18 protein-coding genes are annotated in these 19,538 nt (G+C 70.3%); 14 read left to right on the plus strand and 4 right to left on the minus strand.

Features of this window, described 5'->3' with window-relative positions; genetic code table 11:
* Positions 1-183 precede the first annotated feature (183 nt).
* From D7V97_RS21895 to D7V97_RS21920, 6 genes are all read left to right on the plus strand, one after another.
* Positions 184-561 (plus strand): response regulator transcription factor, encoded by a 378-nt coding sequence (locus D7V97_RS21895; RefSeq protein ID WP_120612599.1) that lies wholly within the window; start codon positions 184-186, stop codon positions 559-561.
* A 164-nt stretch (positions 562-725) separates the two neighbouring features.
* Complete coding sequence (locus tag D7V97_RS21900; RefSeq protein WP_120612600.1) at positions 726-1,229, plus strand: hypothetical protein; 504 nt, start codon at positions 726-728, stop codon at positions 1,227-1,229.
* 222 nt (positions 1,230-1,451) lie between these two features.
* Positions 1,452-2,984: a hypothetical protein gene (locus D7V97_RS21905; RefSeq protein WP_368668949.1), complete on the plus strand. Its 1,533-nt coding sequence runs from the start codon at positions 1,452-1,454 to the stop codon at positions 2,982-2,984.
* A 195-nt stretch (positions 2,985-3,179) separates the two neighbouring features.
* Entirely contained in the window at positions 3,180-4,091 is a 912-nt protein-coding gene (locus tag D7V97_RS21910; RefSeq protein WP_120612611.1) for a DUF6310 domain-containing protein, read from the plus strand.
* Positions 4,088-4,843, plus strand: a complete 756-nt coding sequence (locus D7V97_RS21915; protein ID WP_120612601.1) for a DUF5953 family protein — start codon at positions 4,088-4,090, stop codon at positions 4,841-4,843. The genes D7V97_RS21910 and D7V97_RS21915 overlap by 4 nt, the downstream gene beginning before the upstream one ends.
* Before the next feature lie 509 nt (positions 4,844-5,352).
* Positions 5,353-6,267 carry a metallophosphoesterase gene (locus tag D7V97_RS21920; protein ID WP_120612602.1) on the plus strand — a complete coding sequence of 305 codons (915 nt, stop codon included), beginning with the start codon at positions 5,353-5,355 and terminating at the stop codon, positions 6,265-6,267.
* Positions 6,268-6,307: 40 nt separating this feature from the next.
* Here the strand turns inward: D7V97_RS21920 and D7V97_RS21925 are convergent, their stop codons facing one another.
* A complete protein-coding gene (locus D7V97_RS21925) occupies positions 6,308-6,745 on the minus strand; it encodes a DoxX family protein (RefSeq protein WP_120612603.1) in 438 nt (145 codons plus the stop codon).
* Positions 6,746-6,961: 216 nt separating this feature from the next.
* On the opposite strand from D7V97_RS21925, the gene D7V97_RS21930 reads away from it, so the two are divergent.
* The 8 genes from D7V97_RS21930 (at position 6,962) to D7V97_RS21965 (ending at position 13,445) form a co-directional block, all read left to right on the plus strand.
* Positions 6,962-7,849: a transporter gene (locus tag D7V97_RS21930; RefSeq protein WP_233583054.1), complete on the plus strand. Its 888-nt coding sequence runs from the start codon at positions 6,962-6,964 to the stop codon at positions 7,847-7,849.
* Entirely contained in the window at positions 7,849-8,601 is a 753-nt protein-coding gene (locus D7V97_RS21935) for a hypothetical protein (protein ID WP_120612604.1), read from the plus strand. The genes D7V97_RS21930 and D7V97_RS21935 overlap by 1 nt, the downstream gene beginning before the upstream one ends.
* Positions 8,598-9,902, plus strand: a complete 1,305-nt coding sequence (locus D7V97_RS21940; RefSeq protein ID WP_120612605.1) for an ATP-binding protein — start codon at positions 8,598-8,600, stop codon at positions 9,900-9,902. Before D7V97_RS21935 ends, D7V97_RS21940 begins: the two co-directional genes overlap by 4 nt.
* Positions 9,899-10,456, plus strand: a complete 558-nt coding sequence (locus D7V97_RS21945) for a response regulator transcription factor (protein ID WP_120612606.1) — start codon at positions 9,899-9,901, stop codon at positions 10,454-10,456. The genes D7V97_RS21940 and D7V97_RS21945 overlap by 4 nt, the downstream gene beginning before the upstream one ends.
* A 62-nt stretch (positions 10,457-10,518) precedes the next feature.
* Positions 10,519-12,045, plus strand: a complete 1,527-nt coding sequence (locus D7V97_RS21950) for a hypothetical protein (RefSeq protein ID WP_233583055.1) — start codon at positions 10,519-10,521, stop codon at positions 12,043-12,045.
* 94 nt (positions 12,046-12,139) lie between these two features.
* Positions 12,140-12,571, plus strand: coding sequence for a VOC family protein (locus D7V97_RS21955; RefSeq protein WP_120612607.1), 432 nt, complete (start codon positions 12,140-12,142; stop codon positions 12,569-12,571).
* Positions 12,568-12,939, plus strand: coding sequence for a helix-turn-helix transcriptional regulator (locus D7V97_RS21960; protein WP_233583058.1), 372 nt, complete (start codon positions 12,568-12,570; stop codon positions 12,937-12,939). The genes D7V97_RS21955 and D7V97_RS21960 overlap by 4 nt, the downstream gene beginning before the upstream one ends.
* A complete protein-coding gene (locus tag D7V97_RS21965; RefSeq protein ID WP_120612608.1) occupies positions 12,936-13,445 on the plus strand; it encodes an SRPBCC domain-containing protein in 510 nt (169 codons plus the stop codon). The genes D7V97_RS21960 and D7V97_RS21965 overlap by 4 nt, the downstream gene beginning before the upstream one ends.
* Here D7V97_RS21965 and D7V97_RS21970 read toward each other — a convergent pair whose 3' ends face one another.
* From D7V97_RS21970 to D7V97_RS21980, 3 genes are all read right to left on the minus strand, one after another.
* The gene (locus D7V97_RS21970) at positions 13,446-14,393 is read right to left on the minus strand and encodes a hypothetical protein (protein WP_120612609.1); all 948 of its coding nucleotides are present in this window, start codon (positions 14,391-14,393) and stop codon (positions 13,446-13,448) included. It abuts the gene before it with no gap.
* A 193-nt stretch (positions 14,394-14,586) separates the two neighbouring features.
* A complete protein-coding gene (locus D7V97_RS21975; protein WP_233583060.1) occupies positions 14,587-16,179 on the minus strand; it encodes an ATP-binding protein in 1,593 nt (530 codons plus the stop codon).
* 177 nt (positions 16,180-16,356) lie between these two features.
* Entirely contained in the window at positions 16,357-19,416 is a 3,060-nt protein-coding gene (locus D7V97_RS21980) for a TonB family protein (protein WP_233583062.1), read from the minus strand.
* Positions 19,417-19,538: the final 122 nt, after the last annotated feature.

The raw sequence follows: 19,538 nt of genomic DNA on the forward strand, positions 1-19,538 counted from the left end.
CCGCCCCACCGGGCGGGCATGGGTGCGCCCGCCAGCATGTGCTCATTGGTAGGCATAAGCCTACATCAGAGCTTCCGCCCACCTGTCCCCGGGTACAGATTTGTTCTGGCGAGGGCAGGAGGCCCGCCGTCCCGGCTCGGGGGACGGCCTGGGGGCGCTCCTAGGGCTCGCAGGGGGAATGGGATGGAAGCGCATCACACGCTGCTGGTCGTGGACGACGACATGGACATCCGGGACGCGCTCCAGGACGTGTTGGAGCTGGAAGGGTACGCCGTGCAGCTGGCGGCGGACGGCCTGGAGGCGTTGGAGCGGCTGCGCTCCTCGGAGCCCCGGCCCCAGCTCATCCTCCTGGACCTGATGATGCCGCGCATGGACGGCGTCGCGTTCCGCGAGGCGCTGCGCCACGAGCGCGCCTGTTCGGACATCCCGGTGCTGGTGGCCAGCGCGGACCTGGACGTGCGCGACACGGTGGATGGGATGGGCGTGGCGGGCTACCTGCGAAAGCCCCTGGACCTGTCCGCCCTGCTGTCCACCGTGAAGCGGCTGTGCCTGCCCGTCTGAGGGGCACGGGAATCCGCGCGGAGCGCCTGCCTGCCCTGCGGGCGACGGGGCGGCGGTGACGCACGGGGCCAGTTGGCGCGGGAGGACGGCCGCCCCACCCTTTTGGGCAGACGCGAAGCCTCAACGACGCGGACCAAACACATGCAGGGAAAGGGAGCGGGACCATGAAGAAGCTCATCGTCGCGGCAGTGATGTGCCTGGGAACGGCCGCTTTCGCGCAGGACGCCAAGGGGACGCCAGCGCACCCGTCCAAGGACGCGCCCAGCGCCCAGCAGATGAACGGCCCGAGCACGGGCGTGCAGGCCCAGGAGGTGGGGCCCGCCATCAGTGACACCGCCAAGAAGGTGGTGGGCGCGGACACCGACAAGGACAAGCAGGACGCCGCCAACAAGACCGGCGTCTGGAAGATGAAGGACGCCTACAGCCTGGCGGGTACCGTGAAGAGCCCGGACAACGACGAGCTGACCATCGCGCGCACCGGCACGCTGCCGGAGGTGAAGCTGGACGTGCGCGACCAGACGGTGGTGACCCTGGATGGGAAGACCGTGAAGGCGAACGAGCTGCCGGAGGGCGCCAGCGTGCGCGCGAAGTTCCAGCTGGAGGGCGACGACTCCGTGGCCCTGGAGCTGAAGGCCACCTCGCCCAAGGGCGGCGCGGCGAAGAAGTAACGCGCGGCGCGCGGACACGCCTTCAAGAAGCCTCCGGCCGGGCCCGCTTCCCACACGAGGGAAGCGGGCCCGGCTTTTTTACCGCCCGGAGGGCTGCTCATCCAGGGCACCGCGAGGGCCTGGATGGGAAAGGGATTGCCCTCTCCCCTGGGGCTCTCGCCAGAACCCCCGTGCTCCAGGGCAGGTACGCCCCTTGCTTAGGGCTCCCCTGGGGAGATCACGGTGAATCGACGACTGCTGGGCGTGTGTGTTGGGGCGATGGTGATGTCGGCGTGGGCCTGTGGTGGGAACGACGATCCCACGACGCCGGTGGAGAATCCGGGCAACGTGGATCCGCGGCCGGGGATTGATGCCGGGACGGACGCGGGCACGGATGCCGGCACGGATGCGGGCACCGACGGCGGGACGGACGCGGGCACGGATGCCGGCACGGACGCGGGCACCGGCACGGATGCGGGGACGGATGCCGGCACGGACGCGGGCACCGACGGCGGCACGGACCCCGGGCCCGTCACGGACAAGTGGCCCACGGATCCGGTGACGAACTACTCGGCGCGCTACGGCATCGGGCAGGTGCAGTCGGTGGGCCTGGACCAGGGCAAGAACCTCTGGGTGCTGGACGGCAACCGCGTGGGCGTGGTGCGCGCGGACACGCAGAAGCTGGTCTGGATTCCGGGCGCCGTGGGCGGCAACTCCACCTTCATCTGCGGCGGCGCGGCGGGGCGCGCCTACGTGGGCTACGGCGCGGAGGACCTCCAGCCGGATCCGGAGTACCCGGGCCTGCACCCCAACTTCATCGTCACCGACACGGAGCACTGCGAGGTGCCGGTGGGTGACACCCAGTGCTACCCGTTCAGCGCCCGCCGCCTGCAGTACTACAAGGCCGGTGACGTGGACGCGGTGAAGCTGGATGCGCTCAGCGGGCAGGTGATGGTGGAGGAGCACCTCAACCAGTCCGTGCGCCACCCGGGCGGCGGCACCGCCACGCAGACGGGGCCGCGCGTCGTCGAGGGCGTCAGCCTGGGCATCCGCAACAGCAACGACCACCACTTCGACGAGGACCGCAGCATGCTCAGCTGCGTGTCGGTGATGCGCGGCGCGAACAAGGGTGACGTCTACGTGGGCAGCAACCACGGCGTCACGCGGATCCGCGACCTCCAGTACAACGCCCACCGGCACCCGGTGTGGTTCGACGCGAACGGTTCGCAATACGCGGGCTACACCTACGGCCTGGGCATCGCGCAGGACGGCGACGTGCTGATGGCCAACGACTGGAACTTCGGCATCGTGAAGCCCTCGCCCCGGTTGGGGGACTGGGACAACACCGACACGGCCATCAACCCGGCCAAGGTGAAGTCCTCGTACCTGCCGGAGCTCAACTCGCAGTCCGCCTTCGACTACTGGCGCGGCTTCCAGCAGACGACGGACGGGCGCTACTACCTGGGCAGCAAGTCGCTGGGCCTGTGGCAGATGGAGCTCACCACCTCCACCAACCCCACGCAGAAGGGCACGCGCATCGGCGCGGAAGTGGGCGCGCTGGACGCCATCAACTCGCTGGCCGCCACGAATGACGGCTCGCTCTTCATCGCCACCAACGCGGGCGGCCTGTACCGGCTGACGCCCGCCAAGACGCTGGAGAAGGTGGACGCCGTGCGCGCCAACCGCGTCCTCCAGCTCGTCTACGACCCGTCCGTGACGCCCGGCATGCTGCTGGTGCTCACCTCGGACGGCCTCACGGTCCTGCGCGGCTACTGACAGGGCGCTCCGCGCACGGCCTCCAAATGGGAAGCCCAGCAATCTTGACGGGTTGCTGGGCTCTTCTTTTTCCTCCGACCCCTTATGTGCTCCCGGAGTGCCCCTCTGGCGTCGCCAGCCCGGAACGGCGCGGGTTGGGGGGATGGGTCGCGCTCGTAGGGTAGAAATCCTCACTGATGCTGCGAGGATATGGCCATGCGTTTCCGCGCTTGCATCGCACTCCTGCTCTTGCTTTCGGCGTGCGCCACGTCGGCACCGACTCCCGGCACACGAGGAACGCGGAGCCAGAGACGGACCAACCTTGAGCGAGCGGCGGAGCTGCCGTGGACTGACGGGGGACGGTGCGTCGTCCGTGAGGCGTCCCAGCCTTGGCCCGTGCTGGTGGAGAGGTGCTATCGGACCCTCGACCGTGACCGGATCGAGTTCCACGACACCACGGGAAGATGCACGGTCGCGTCCACTGACGCCGCTGCCGTGGGAATCGGGTTCTGCGTGCTGGCGGCTCCTGAGATTGCCGTGGGGGCCGTGATCGTGCTGGGCGTGGTGGTGGTTGGCGTCGCCATCAAAGAAGCGCTGGATGCATATGAACTCCGCCACGCCTACCCCGAGGAAGCAGGAACCTCACGAGGAACGAAGGTGGCGTCCCGGGAAGCTGAAGCGCAACGCAAGCCCAAGCCCGAGCCTGCGGGGCAGGACTGGCAGCCTCCAGTGCCGCCTGTGCCCGTGGACCGGACGGGACGCGCCAGCTGCGAACCTGTTCCAGTGCCCCACGCGGGCGAGGACGACCCGCATGATGAATGCGCCGACAGGTTCCCGCCCAACCGTTATCCCGGGATGGACGTGCTCCTTGGCGGTGCGCGCTTCGATGCGCTGCAAGTCGGCGTGCGCGTGCTGTGGGAGATCAAGACCCATCGATTTGATACGTACAATGCCTTCGTCCAGGATCGAGAGATTGAAAAGGAACTCAAGCAATTGCGCGAGGAGCGTGCTGCGGCGAGGGCCTGTGGATATGACTTCGTTGTTGGCGTGAGCACCGGCGCGCACAGACTCGCGCTGCTCAAGCAGGATCCCACCTTCAAGATCGTCGTAACGAGGTGCGAAAGATGACCTCTCGAAGCCCCCTCATCATCAACGTCTATGCGCCTGCACTGGTGGGTAACGACAACCGCACACTCGCTGCCGTCCATGGCTTGGAACGAACGTTGCCCGGCTTGCGTCTGGAGTGGAGAGTGACCGAGAGGCGACGGCTTGCCGCGTTGCCACAGCGCGATGCGTGGTTGGCTGAGGAGGCCACACGCGGCGAGTTTCCGATGGTCTGTAACAACGACAAAAGTTACCCCGTGATGATCTCCGGGCTGCAACGCTCCGCGGATGAGAGTGCAGGCGGCCGGCCACAACTCCAAGTCCATGCGAAGTTGCCTCTAGATGCGGCGGTTATCGCGGCAGTGGCGGACGTGCTTGAAGCAGTGGCAGAGGGCGCACGCGCGTTCTGGGGGCAGGCGACACCGGACGGAGCTTCGGGGGACATCGCGGAGCAGATAGCTCCCACGCTGGAAGGGCCGCCGTCCCCTCCCCGGGGCCTGCCAGCCCTCAAGCTCTTCGAGCACATCCGCTCACCCGAGATTCCCTATTACCTCGGGTGGCTGAACTACTGGTCGGCCGCTGCCGCACGCGCCATCGGATTCCCAGACCCGGCCCGCGACTCCGAGTTGCTATCGCGGGCGCGGCGCACGGCATCGGGCGGGTGGGTCGTGCAGCTCACCGACGCGCCGCTCGACCTGGACAACCCCACCCACCTGGACGCGCTCCTTCGGGCCTATGAGCGCTTCCCGGAGATCGGCGGACGCGCAGCGCCTTGACTCGGAGGTGATGGTCGAACTGGGCATGCGGCGTCCCCGTGGTGGCCCCCAAGCGTCCCAGGACGAGCTCAGCACGAACCAGCGCCATGCCGCCCGGTGAGGGGGCCTCTTGCGCGCAAGCCCGCCTCCAGAACGGCCGGGCGCAAGCCGGGTGAGGATGAGAGAGCCGACCCCCTGCGCGCTCCAGGCTCCTGCCAGAGAAGGCCGTCAGGCTCCTGGGGATGCGCTGCCCTCGGTGCGGGTGACTGCTGGAAGGCCGGGCGCATGTGCCCCCAGTTTCATGGGTCCCACCCTGGTACCAGGGCGCGGCGCATGTCGCACGACGCGGCACGGAGGCGTACCCGTGAGGGGACCTGGAAGGGCGCGGAAATGTTCCGGAAAGGGACCCGGTTGTGATTCCGCCCCCGTGCTGGCCGCAAGGGGAACAGGCGGGCCGGGCCCCCGGGCTCACGCCCTTCCGGACCGCTCTTCTACAATCGCCCCTCGTCTCGCTGGAGGAATCTGAACGCATGCGTCTGAGACTCGCCCGCCGCCGTCACGCCGCTGGTGCCGCCTCCCCTTCCTCCCGGGCGGAGGCCCTGGAAGTGGACCCGGGCGGACGCAACGAGCTCCTGGCGCGAGGACCGGATCCGTTCCGCCCCGACCGGCGGCTGCGCTGGCGCGACCACTTCGTGCTCACCGAGCACCTGCTCCAACTGGACGGCATCCACCCGGAGCATGACGGCCTGCGCATCGCGCAGCTGTCGGACGTGCACGTGGGGCAGGCGACGTCGGACGTGCGGATCCGCCGCGCGGTGGCCGCGGTGAACGCGGCGGCGCCGGACCTGGTGTTCCTCACGGGCGACTACGTCACGCACAGCCCCAAGCCGCTGCCGCGCGTGCGGGAGCTGCTCAAGGGCCTGAACGGCCCCGTCTTCGTGGTGATGGGCAACCATGACCACTGGGTGGACGCGGCCTACCTGCGCGCGGGCTTCGAGGACATGGGCTACACGGTGCTCCAGAACGAGCACCGCGTGGTGCACGTGAAGGGCGCTCCGGTGACGGTGCTGGGCATCGACGACGGGCTGACGCGCATGGACGACGTGGAGGCCACCTTCCGGGGCGCGCCCACGACCGGCACGCGGCTGGTACTGGCCCACACGCCGCCCACGGTGGAGAAGCTGCCGGCGCACGCGGGCCTGGTGCAGTTCTCCGGGCACACCCACGGCGGGCAGTTCATCGTCCGGGGCCTCACGGAGGCCATCTTCCGCCGCGCGGGCCAGCCGTACATCCGCGGCCACTACCGGGTGAACGGCAACCACCTGTACGTGAACCAGGGGCTGGGCTTCGGCTTCGGCGGCCCGTACCTGCGCCGGGGCAGCACGCCGGAGGTCGCGTTCTTCACCCTGCGCACCGTCGTGGCGGCACACGTCGGCGCGCCCTGACGCGCGACCCGGCTGACGCGCGGCCCTGACGGACGCGCCTTCAGCGCAGGGGCGTCCCCAGCTTCATGCCTCCGAGGGACGTCTCGCGCTTCTTGCGCGACAGGCTGAAGGGCCCGGGCCCGAAGTAGACGATGAGCAGGGCGCCTCCCGCCATGGAGAGGTTCTTCATGAAGTGGATGAGGTTGTTCTGCGCCTGCACCGGGTCCTCCATCCGCCAGAAGTGGTGGACCATGAAGGCGGACGCCACCAGGAAGACGGCGAGCATCGCCGCGCCCAGCCGGGCGAACACCCCCAGCAGCACGCACAGGCCGCCCACCACCAGCACCCCGCCGGACACCAGCACCGCGAGGCGCGGGTCCGGCACGCCGGAGGCCTGCGCGTAGGCGGTCATCGCCTGGAGCTGGAAGAAGTGATTCAGGCCGCTGGTGATGAAGATGACCGAAAACAACAGCCGGCCCAGCGGCGCGAGCAACCCCATGGCAACCTCCGTGCGTCCAACCTCTCCCCCTCAACGCGGACGGGTGGATGTCATTCTCAACCTATGCACGGAAGGGTGAGTGGACAGGCAGCCCCCGTTCGCTCGTCAACTCACGGGACGGACGGACAGTCCGTCCGTCTCCCGGTCGACGCACCGGCGGGCTGCGACAACTCGCCGCAGGAGGCCGGGACGACCGGACGGTAGGGTCCCCCCGCCTTGAGAACCCTGCCCCTGGCCGTCCTGTGCGCCGCGCTCCTGGTCCCCGCCTCGCGGGCCTGGGCCTGCGCGAGCTGCGCGTGTGGTGATCCCACGCTCACGTCCATGGGCGGTGAACAGCCCTTCGAAGGACGCCTGCGGCTGTCCACGATGCTGCGCGCCTGGGGCCACACCGAAGGCCAGCAGAACCTGGACGCGCAGCAGCTGCGCGAGCTGCGCATGGACGTGGCGGTGGCGTACGCACCCCGGCCCTGGCTGGTGCTCGCGGTGAACCTGCCGCTCCAGGCCCGCGAGGTGCGGGACGTGAGCCTCGCGCGCGAGCGCGGCTGGGGCCTGGGCGACATCGACGTGAGCGCGAAGGCGTTCGTGTGGAAGGACCGGGAGTTCTCACCGGACCAGCTCATCAGCGTGGTGGGCGGGTTGAAGCTGCCCACCGGCCCCAGGCTGCACGCGCGGGACGGGACGGCGCTGGGGCTGGATGCGCAGCCGGGCAGCGGGTCGGTGGACCCCATGGCGGGGCTCGCGTGGCAGGGCTTCCGGGGGTCGTGGTCGTTCGGGGCCACGGTCCTGGGCTACCTGCCCACGCGCGGGCGCGAGGACTTCCGGCTGGGCGCGTCGGTGCGCACGTCGGTGGCGGCGCAATACCAACCGTCGACGCGCTGGGCGGTCCGCCTGGGCGTGGACAGCCGCGTGGAGAAGGCGGCCGACACGAACGGCGAGCCGGAAGCGAACGGCGGAGGCTTCATCGCCTATGCGTCGCCCGACGTGCTCTTCAGCCCGGGCATGGACGTGGTGCTCCAGGCCGGGGTGCGCCTCCCCTTCATCAACCAACTGCGCCGGGTGTCATCCACGCCCATCGCGCAGGTCTCGCTCGCGTACGACCTGTGATGCCCTCTTTCACGCGGCCCGTGCTGCTGTTGTCCGTGTTGGCCCTGTGCGCCTGTGGCGAGCGCGTGGACGGCGTGCACGTCACCCTGGGCCTCGAACACCGCGCCACCGCTCACGGCGTGGAGGCCGCGGCAGGCGGGCGGACGCTCACCCGGCCGGATGGACAGACACTCACGCTGACGCGCGGCTATGTGACGCTGGGCAGCGTGGAATTGAAGCCGTGTGAGGAGCGCCTGGGCTGGCGCCTGCTGCGGGCGCTGTCTCCCATTGGGACCGCGCATGCGCATTCAGAGGGGTCGCCGCTGAGGCTGGGCACGCCGCACGTCAGCGGGCTGGAGCGGCCGGACGGGACCGTGCTGACGCTGGGCACGCTGCGGCCGGCGCCGGGGCGCTACTGCCGGGCGCGGCTCACCTTCGAGCCGGCGGACTCGGACGCGGAAGGGCTGCCCTCCACGGACAGCGGCGTGGACATGGAGGGACGGACGCTGTGGCTGGAGGGCACGCGGGTGCCCGCGGGAGGAGGCGAGCCCCAGCCCTTCCGGCTCGTCACATCGAACATCGCCACGGTGGAGGTGGTGCTGGACGGGCTGACGCTGTCCGAGGACGCGCCGTCCGCCGAGCGCGTCTTCGTGCTCGCCTGGGACACGTGGCTCGCGAGCGTGGACCTGGAGGCTCTGGAGTCGCAAGAAGCCGCGGCGTCGGTGCTGGACACGGTGGCCCGCTCCGTGGCGATGTCCTCCGTCACACCATGACGACTCCGCCGCCCCCCGCCGACCCCTCGCCCCGAGCGCGCATCAACCTGGTGTGGCTGCTGCGGCTGCGCTGGGGCGTGCTCGTCGGGCAGGCGGTGGTGGTGGCGGTGGCGGCGTGGGGCCTGAAGCTGGCGCTGCCGGTGTCCGCGCTGGTGGCGCTGCTGGCGGTGGAGGCGCTGACGAACGCGGCGGTGCGCGCGGGCCTGTCGCGGGCGAGGCCGGTGGCGGAGGCCGCCATCTTCGGGCTGATGCTCTGGGACACGCTGGTGCTCACGGGACTGCTCGCGCTGAGCGGCGGGACGCACAACCCCTTCACGACGCTGTACCTGGTGAACGTGGCGCTGGGCACGGTGCTGCTGCCCGCGCGCCGGACGTGGGCGATGCTGGTGTTCACGCTCCTGGCGTTCGGCTCGCTGTTCGTGTTGCAGGACGTGACGCTGCCGGGGCTCGCGCGGCCGGACCACGCGGAGCTGATGCGATTGCACCTGAGCGGCATGTGGGTCGCGTTCGCGGTGGCGGCGGGCTTCATCGTGTATTTCATTCAACGCGTGACGCGGGCGCTGGCGGAGCGTGAGCAGGAATTGGCGCAGACGCGGGCGCGGCACGCACGGCAGGAGAAGGTGGCCTCGCTGGCGACGCTCGCGGCGGGCGCGGCGCATGAGCTGTCCACGCCGCTGTCCACCATCGCGGTGGTGGCGAAGGAATTGGAGCGGGCGCTCGCCGCGTCGAGCACCTCCGAGTCCGTGCGTGAGGACTTGCGCCTCATCCGCCAGCAGGTGGACCGGTGCCGGGACGTGCTGGTGCAGATGTCCGCGGACGCGGGCCAGACGACGGGAGAGCCCTTCCACCCCACCCCGCTCCAGCAGCTGGTGGAGGAGACCCTGTCGGAGCTGCCGGGCCGCGAGCGCGTGCGGGTGGACGTGCCCGAAGCGCTGAAGGACTGGCGGGTGCACGGCCCGCCCCGGGCACTGGCCCGGGTGCTGCGCGGGCTGGTGAAGAACGCGTTGCAGGCCACGCCGGGCAACGGGCCAGTGGCGTTGAACGCGAGGCAGGAGGGCACGGGCGCGCGACTGGAGGTGCGCGACCAGGGCCAGGGCATGCCGGAGGCGGTGCTAGCCCGAGCCGGTGAGCCGTTCTTCACGACCAAGGCCCCGGGCGAAGGGATGGGATTGGGATTGTTCCTCGCGCGCTCGCTGGCGGAGCAGCTGGGCGGTGCATTGGAATTGCGCTCGAAGGCAGGCGAAGGGACGACGGTGGGGTTGAGCCTGCCGGGAGCCCCGGCACAGGAGGCAGCGGCGTGAGCACGGCCCCGGTGGATCACCGCCCCAGCCTGTTGCTGGTGGACGACGACGCGACGCTGCGCGAGCGCCTGGCGAGGGCCTTCCGCGAGCGTGGCTGGGACGTGACGACGGCGGGCCACCATGAGGAGGCCATGGCCGCGGCGGGGCGCGAGTCACCGGAGTACGCGGTGGTGGACCTGCGCATGCCGGGGCACAGCGGGCTGGAGCTGGTGAAGGACCTGCTGGCGGTGGACGCGGCCACGCGCATCATCGTGCTGACGGGCTACGGCAGCATCTCCACCACGGTGGATGCCATCCGGCTGGGCGCGGTGAACTACCTGCCCAAGCCCGCGGACGCGGACGACATCCTGGCGGCGTTCGCGAGGGCGGCGGAGGAGCCCTCCGTCGCGGCGCCGGAGACGCTCCAGGCGCCGTCATTGGCGCGCGCGGAATGGGAACACATCCACCGCGTGCTCGCGGACAGCGCGGGCAACATCTCCGAGGCCGCGCGCAAGCTGGGCATCCACCGGCGCTCGCTCCAGCGGAAGCTGCAGAAGTATCCGCCGTCTCGCTGACACTCCGCCGCGAAGTCCGCTCCCACCCATCTCGCTTTTTCCGCGCGTTTGGAGTTGCCTGGATGCGAATCATCGTCATCCACCTCCGCACGGGAGCGCTGATGCATTGTCGTTGGATTGTCGTCGCGGTGACCCTGATGTTCGTGGGTTGTGCGCACTCCAAACGCACCCCTGAATCAGAGCTGCCCAGATACGAGCACGTCTTCCAGAAGCCCCTGAGCGAAGCGCTGGCCACCACGCGTCAGCTCCTGGAGGAGCAGGGCCACACCTTCGAGGAGACGGAGGATCCGAACCAGCTCGTCACCCAGTGGAAGGGGCCCGACAAGAACGCCTCCCGAGCCGACACCCACACCCGCTACCTGGTGACGGGCATCGTCCTGAGCCCGCGCCAGTCCGTCGTCCGCATCTTCCGCATGACCCAGCAGGCGGCGGGCAACGACGTCGAGTGGCACAACCAATGGTGGAAGGTGTCCGCCGCACGGGCGGAGCACTATGCGAACCCCTTCGTGCAGCGGGTCAACCTGGGCGACGACAGCGCCGAAACCAAACGTCTGTCCATGCTGCGCGGGGCACAGCACGGCGTCCGAGACCTGGAGCTGGAGAAGGCCCTCACGCTCCGCCTGGAGTCCGCGCCCTCCGTGGAGGTCATCAGCGGCAACGTGGTGCAGGAGAAGCGGCCCACCGCCGTGAGGGACCCGGAGTTCTACCTGGACCGCTGGCAGGAAGAGGCCTCCGCGCAAGGCCCGTGCACCACGTCCGTGCGAGGCCTGGAGGAGCTGCTGCACCCCGGGCTGACGCTCCTCATCGGCGAACAGCTCGGCTCGCGCGAAGCGCCGGAAGTGGTGGGCCATGCCGTGTGCCAGGCGGGCCAGACAGGGCTCGCGGTCGTCCTCGGCCTGTCCATCCCGGCGTCGGAGCAGGCGCGCGTGGACGCGTACCTCGCCAGCCCCGGCGCCCCGGCGGATCAGGACACGCTCCTGGAAGGCCGCTTCTGGTCGCGGCCCTATCAGGACGGCCGCAGCAGCCGCGCCATCCTGGACCTCATCGACCGGGCACGCGCCCTGCGCGCCGCGGGCCAGCGCGTGACGGTGGTGGCCTATGACACGGACGTGCTGCGCGGCAGCGAGCGCGACGCGGCCCAGGCCCAGGTCTGGACCGAGCGTCGCGCCCAGAAGCCCAACGAGGTCCACATCGTGCTCGCCGGCAATACGCATACGCGCACGGAGAAGGGCACCGAGTGGGACAAGGACTTCACCCCCATGGCCCACCTGCTCAAGGACAAGCGCTCGCTCGTCGTGCTGGAGATGAGCTACGCGCAGGGCACCCGGTGGGGCTGCGACCTGAACCGGGAAGGGAAGCTGGCCTGCGGCATCGTGGGCGCCACGCCGGCCCCCAGGGTGGCCGCCACCGCCGGACTCAGCCCCTACGTGAAGCTCCTGGAGGCCCCCGCCAACGAGGGCTTCCAGGGCCTGCTCTACGTGGGTGAGCTCACGCCCTCCATGCCCGCCATCCTCGGGCTGCGCGAAGCGCCTCCGCCGTCGTCCATGCCGGCAGCTCCTCCCCCCACCATGAAGCCCCCCATCTTCTAGCGGGCGGCCCCACTCCACGGTTGACGAACGTTAACGTCAGGGTTAATCATTAACCCTGACGTTAACGACTTTCATCCGCCCTGGAGTCACCGCCATGAAGCCGACGCCCGAAGGCTGGCCCCGCATCTCTTCCTTCGTCTTCTACGAGGACGCCTCCGCCGCCATTGACTGGCTGGAGCGCGCCTTCGGCTTCCAGACGCGCCTCAAGGTCGAAGGGGCGGGCAACACCATCGAGCACTCGGAGCTCGTCTACGGCGACGGCGTCGTCATGGTGGAGTCCGCCCAGCGCCGCCCCCTCTACTCCAGCCCCCGGCGGCACACCGGCACCAACACCCAGAGCCTCATGGTCTACGTGGACGACGTGGACGCCCACTGTGTCCATGCCCGCGCCGCCGGGGCCACCATCCTCCAGGAGCCCGAGACCAAGAACTACGGCGACGACTGGGGCACCAATCGCGGCTATGGCGCCGCGGACCTCGAGGGCCACCACTGGTGGTTCACCCAGCGCGTCAAGGGTCCGGCATGACCGCCATGGCCACCCCGTCCGCGCTCGACCGCACCCTCTCCGCCCTCGCCGACCCCACGCGCCGGGGCGTGGTGGACCGCCTGCGCCAGCGACCCCACCCCGCGGGCGAGCTCGCCGCCGCGTTCGACATGAGCCCTCCGGCGATGTCCCGTCACCTGCGCGTGCTGCGCCAGACGGGGCTCGTGGAGGAGAACGTGGACGCGGACGACGCCCGCGTGCGCGTCTACCGCCTGCGCCCGGAGCCCTTCGCGGAATTGCGCGGCTGGCTGGACGCGGTGGAGTCCTTCTGGGAGGACCAGCTGGGCGCCTTCAAGGCCCACGCTGAACGCACCCGGGGCACGAAGCCCCCTGGAGGCCGCAAGTCATGACGATGTCCGCGGACCGCGCCCGCGTCACCACCTTCGTCGCCGTGTCCCCGCTGGACGCCTTCGAGGTCTTCACCCAGGAGACCGACGTCTGGTGGGCCCGGGGCCCGCGCTACCGCGGCCTCGCGGCGCCCCAGGGCGTGCTGCGCTTCGACCCTCCCGGCCCCGGCGGACGCCTGCTGGAGACCTCCGACACGGAGGTGTTTGAGATTGGCCGCGTGCTCGTGTGGGAGCCCGGCGCGCGGCTCGTCTTCCAATGGCGCGCGAGCAACTTCGCCCCTGGGGAGCTCACGGAGGTGGAGGTCCGCTTCGAGCCGGGCTTCGGTGGCACGCGCGTCGTGCTCGAACACCGGGGCTGGGACACCATCCGAGCGGACCATCCCGTGCGCCATGGCGAGGATGGCCCGACCACCATCGGGAGGATGGGGCGGTGGTGGGGGGACCTCGTCACGCGCTTCCGGCTCCACGCCGCGCGGGTCCACCCTCCCCGGGAAACTCCTGGCGGGTGACTACGGACAGGCGCCGCAGTCCGCCGCGCAGCTGAGCGCCGTGTTGCTGCTGCCGCACTTCTCCGTGAGCTGGCACACGCCGTCGCCGCAGCGGTAGATGTCCTGGGGCTGCATGCGCGTGGTGACGGGGCGGTAGGCCACGCCGTTGTACGTGCAGCGCGTGTAGTAGGTCCGCGTCGTGTCCAGCGTGCAGTAGTAGCGGCACGCGCCCACGTGGGTCAGCGGCAGGCACGCCGCCGTGTCGCTCCAGGACGACAGGCCGCAGGTGCGCACCGTGCTCTCGTCGTAGTCCAGGTAGGCGCCATCATTCGCCGCGAACAGCCCTTCGCCCGTGAAGAGGTTGCCGAAGAAGCACGCCTCGCGCTCGCTGTAGGTGCTCAGCTCGCCCGTCGTGAACGGCACCGTGCCGCCCACCGCGTCGCGCCCCAGCACGGAGATGTTCACGTGCACGCCGTACTTGTTCGCGTGCGCCGCCAGGCACGCGCTCACCACCTGCTGCTCCGCCGCGGTCGCCGGCGCGCCCCCCGCCCAGCCCGGCGCCAATCCCAGACTCCCCGTCCACGTGTAGTGCGCCCCGGTGGACGGCGACTGGTACGCCAGCTCCTTCCCCGCCGCCAGCGAGCACTGCACCACGTAGCGCATCACCATGTCCGCCACCGCGGGATCCGCCGTGAACCAGGCGCTGAACCCGTTTGTCGACAAGCCGTTTGTCGACAAGCCGTTTGTCGACAAGCCGTTTGTCGACAGGCCATTCGTCGACAAGCCATTGGTTGACAGGCCATTCGTGGACAGGCCGTTGGTGGAGAGCAGCGCCTGGGATGCCTGGCCCACGTCCACGACGTCGGAGGAGTCCTCCGTCGTCAGCGGGCCACCACAACCGACGAGCGCGGTGGTGAAACACAGCGACATCCAGCAAGCGAAACGCAGCGAGGGGGGACTGGTGTGCATGGGGACTGCCTCCACGTGGTGGCCGCACGAGCCGCACGGCCTCGACAACGGGTAAACGTGATCCTGCAAGGCGAGCAGGTGCCCTGCACTCCCGGCCCATCCCCATCGGTCTGTCGCCCAACACGCGTGACGTGTGGCGTCGGACGCTCACCCGTTCACCGCCCGGCGGTGAACGCACAACCCCGCCCAAAGCTCAGGCCGTCCGGCTACGACTCCGGGACGCCTTCACCTTGGCCTTGGGACGCGGGGGCCTGGGCAACTTCACCGTGAACGTCGTGCCCTCCTTCTGTGACGACGCCACTTCCACCGTCCCGCCGTGCGCCTGGACGATCTCCTTCACGATGAACAACCCCAGCCCCAGTCCGGCGTTGCGCCGGCCCTGTGCTCGCTCGCCCTCGCCCTGGCGGAACGGATCAAACAGCCGCTCGCGCAGCTCCTCCGGGATGGGCGTGCCTGGGTTCTGCACCTCCACCACCTGGTGCTCGCCCTTCGCCCAGCAGCGCAGGAACACCGGCGCCTCCGGCGTCCCGTGCTCCAGCGCGTTGCCCACCAGGTTGCTCAGCACTTGCGCCAGCCGCTCCGCGTCCCACTCGCCTTCGGCCTTGCCGTCCACGTCCACCGCGATGGCCCGCTCCGGGTACGCCGCCGACAGCTCGTCCACCACCTGCTGACACACCACGCCCAGGTCCGTGGGACCCTTGCGCAGGGGGATGCCGCCCGCCAGCCGCGCGCGCGTCAAATCCAGCAGGTCCGCGATCATGTTGCCCATGCGCGCCGCCGAGGCCTCGATGCGCTGCGCATGCTGCCGGTGCTGCTCCAGCGTGCACTCCAGCGGCCCGCGCCGCTTCTGCGCCCGCGCCGACAGCATGATGGCGTTGAGCGGGTTTCTCAGGTCGTGGCCGAGGATGCCGATGAAGCGCTCGCGGAAGCGCGCCTCCTCCACCATCGACGCCAGCTCGCGCGTGCGCTCCGTGACGTCCATCATGGAGCCGATCATCCGCACCGGCCGCCCCTCGTCGTCGCGCGCCAGCACGCCCCGGTCCAGCACGTGCGCCCAGCTGCCGTCCGCGCGCTGGAACCGGTACTCGTCCTTCCACACGTCGCCCGTGGACGCGACGAACGTCACCAGCCGGTCCACCACCCGCTCGCGGTCGTCGTCATGCACGCGCGCGCCCCACCAGCCCAGCTGGTGATCCAACACCGCCGTGGCGTGGCCGAACGCGTCCCCCGTGCCCGGGTCCCACCGCACGCGGTCGGTGGCGAAGTGCCAGTCCCACAGCACGTCGTGCGTGGCCCGCGTCGCCAGCCGGTAGCGCTCCTCCGCCTCGCGCAGCGCGCTCACCGTCTGCTCCGTGCGCGCCAGCGCCTCCTCCACCTCGCGCCGGGCGTTGCGCTCGCGGATGGCCTGCTGCGCGTCGGACGCACGGCTCTCGTCGCGCGGGAGCAGCCACAGCGCCAATCCCTCACCGTGGCGCACCACCACGAACTGTCGGCCCGCCACGTCCCCCGCCACCTGGCCCACCTGGGGCACGCCGCGCACCAACACCCGCACGCACGCACCCACGTCGAACAGCGGCACGCCCTCCAGCGCCCACAATGACAGATGCCGGCCCAGCTCCAGGGAACGCACCCAGCCCTCGGCCGGGACATTCATGGACGTCCACCGGAAGTCGAGCACGTCGCCCGTCTCCCCATACAGGGGCTCGAAGAAGATGCAGGGCGTCTCGTTGTCGGCGGGCAATTCCCACGCCGAGGCCGAACCCGGCCCCCAGGACAAACCCATCATCGTACTCCCCCCGACGCTTCGGGCTGTCCTCCACCCTCGGCGACGGTGCCGGGCAGGCAGGAAAAACCCGCGTCTCCTGTAATACTGACACATCTTTGGGGAAGAGAACCGACCCTGGAGGGCAGATCGGCGAAAAATCGCTCAGCCCCGAGCACTCCTCCTGACCCCCGGGACGGTTCAATACCGGCCCTTGACCCCGATGATGGGCAGCGCGATGGGCAGCCCCACGGCACTTTTCGTGAGGGGCCGCCGTGAGACACCGCCGCCCTCGTACTCGAAGCCCAGCGTCTCCTGGTTGAGGGTGACGTTGAGCATGTCCAGGTAGGCCTCCAGGGTGAAGGTCTCATAGGCCCAGGCCTTGGACAGACGCAGGTCGAAGCGGAAGAAGGGCGGGAGCCGGTCCACCGCGTCCCGGTCCACCTTCACCCACGCGGGGCGGCCGTCGCTGTCGGTGCCCTCGCGGTTCGTCTGGCTGCCCAGGGTGCCGTACTCGGGGCGCCCGGTGTTGAAGTGGAGCACGCCGCCCAGGGTGATGTTGTTGGAGAACTTGTGGCTGACCACCAGGTTGAGGATGTGCGTCTGGTCGAAGGCGAAGGGCAGGTCGTCCTTCGCCTCGGACACGGCCCTCCCGGTGGAGTCGTAGCGGTAGAACGTGGTGTTCCGCGTGCTGCGCTGCAGGCTGTAGGAGAGCCAGCCGAACCAGTTGTTCCCCAGCGGGTAGCGCACGAGCAGCTCCAACCCATACGCCATTCCATGGCTGGTGAAGTCCGGCAGGTCCCAGTCGTCGCGGCTGACCGGGGGTTCGTCCACGTCGATCTGCCGCGCGCGCACCGGGCTGTAGCCGGAGCCGTTCCGGGTGATGCCACCGGGCGGAACGGGCGGCACGTCGGGCTCGCCGCCGTCGCCGCCGCCACCGTTCAGGTCCTCGCCCAGGCCCTCGTCGGAGAAGGGCGTCAGCTCGATGGTGCGCAGCATGGGGTTCACGTACAGCTCCAGCCCCACCTCCCACTTGCTGAAGGCCTTCCACTCGGCGCCCACGGACAGCTGCACGCCCTCCTGGAGGCCCAACAACAGACTGCCCACGTCCACCACCGGCAGGCTGATGAGGGTGGTGGGCGGCTGGTGGAAGAGGCCCGCGCCGCCCTTGAGCGTCACGGTGTCGGTGAGCTTGTGGCGCACCGTGAGGCGCGGCTCGATGACCTTGTGATCGAACCCGCCGGACAGGTGGTAGCTGTCCAGGCGCAGGCCGGGCACCACCGTCCACTTCTCATCGGGCGTCCACACGCCTTCCGCGTACGCGCCGGTGAAGGTGGCCAGCGCCACGGGCGCGTGAAGGGTGTCCTCCTCCACCTCCTGTCCGTTCTCCACGGAGAGCAGGTCCACGATGGCGCGCTTGTGGTCCACGTCCGCGCCCGTGCGCAACAGCAGCCGCTCCGTCAGCGGCACCGTGTAGCCCACGCGGGCCGACAGCGTGGTCTGGTCGATGTGGATTTCATTGCCGTTGTCCGGCCCGCGCGACACCACGGCGAAGCGGTCCAGGCCCCATGTGCCGCCCACCTCGAACTCGCCCTTGCCCAGCGGGTGGCGGCCTCGCAGGTCCACGCGGTGGAAGATGATGGATTGCAGCGCGGTGTCGCCCTGCGTGTCCTGGGCCTCGGAGCCGAAGGTGTCGGACGAGCCAAAGGCAAACAACCGCAGCTTGCCCTGACCCACATCCTGCTCCACGCGGCCCTGGTAGTCCCAGAAGTCGAGCACCACCTTGGGATTGGTGCGCCCCGGCGGCGCGGGGTCCTGGAGGCTGTTGGCCGCGAGCGCGATGATCCACGGCGTATAGGAATAACGGCCCGCGAGACTGACATTGGTGCCGGTGGACTTGAAGGGCGTCTCAATGAAGAAGCCCGCGTTGATGAAGTCCGCGTAGGCGCTGCCGTGCACGCGGTCGTCGCGCGGCCGGGACAGCCGCCCTTCGATGGCGCCGCCCATCAGCCGGCCGTACTGCGGCGGCGGGGAGCCCGGATAGAAGTCGATGGCGTCGATGAAGTCCGGGTGGATGACCGCGGGCCCCAGGAACAGGTGGAAGAGGATGGGGACGCGGATGCCGTCCAGGAAGTAGCCCGTGGACGCGGGCTGGCTGCCGCGCACCACCGGGTACGCCACGCCGGACAGCATGCTGCCCACGCCCGGCAGCAGCATGACGACGCGGAAGGGGTCGCCCATGGTGCCGGGCACCTCGCGCAGCTCCGCGTCGTGCAGGGTGACGCGGCTGACCTCGGTGCGCTCGCGGTCGCCTCGCACCACCGTCTCGTACGGGTTGAGGACCAGCGGCTCCAGGCCGTAGACGACCTCCAGCGACTCGGTGCCCTTCAGGGCCTCGCGGTACAGGCCGGGCTTGTGGCCCGCGGCGAACACGCGCACCGCCTGCCCGCCCGTGGGGAAGCGCGCCTCGAAGCGGCCGTGCTCGTCCGTCTGCACGGGGAAGTCCGGCGCCGCGTCCGACACCAGCGTGGCGCCGATGAGCGGCTGGCGGTTGCCCTTGGCTCGCACCAACCCCTTGAGTGTGATGGGCCCCTGAAGACCCGGCTCGAGCGTCCCGCCGTCCGCGGAGGTGGCCACCGGCACGGGCACCTCGAAGCGGTACTCGAAGAACAGGCGCACCGCGACGGGCTTGCCCTCCATCAGCGCGGGGGAGAAGCGCAGCGACGGCGCCGCGTGCAGCGCGGCCTCGTTGAGCAGCGGGTGCACGCCCTCCACCAGCGTGGCGGTGTCCACGTCGCCCGCCTCGTCCACCAGCAGCTCCAGCTTCACCGTGCCCGCCACGCCCTGGCCCACGAGCAGCAGCGGGTACGGCGCGGGGGCGTCCTGCACCAGCGCGGGCGGCACGAAGGCGGCCAGCACCGGCCCGCCATCGGCGGAAGCACCGGCCTCCAGCGCCCAGCCCGCGTCGGTGCGCTGGAGGTCCGCCTCTTGGGCGACCGTCCCCGCGCCCCCGTCTCCCACCGGGTCCTGCCCCTCCGTCCACGGCGCGTCCATGCCCGGAGCGCTGGCGCCCGGCGTCAGGTTCTCCTCCGTGACGGGCAGGCCCGCGTCCAGCGTGTCGCCCAGCCGCTCACTGCCCGGGGCCCCGGCCTGGAAGCCGGGGGACTCCGCGCGCGCGGGAGGTGACAGCGGCAGCAGCAGGGCCAGCACCAGCGCCATCCCGCCAATGCGCCAGGGGGTGCTCCTGTTTCCAACGGTCATGGGCGGTGGAGGTCGTCGTGCAAGGCGGATCCGGGCCAGCGCCCATGAGGCCAGGGGATGTCCGCCCTGACAAGCGCCACCCCCCGGTGCGTTCGGACCCACCGCCCTGCTGGGGGCGCCAC

The organism is Corallococcus sp. CA053C (assembly GCF_003611675.1).
Classification (GTDB): Bacteria; Myxococcota; Myxococcia; order Myxococcales; family Myxococcaceae; genus Corallococcus.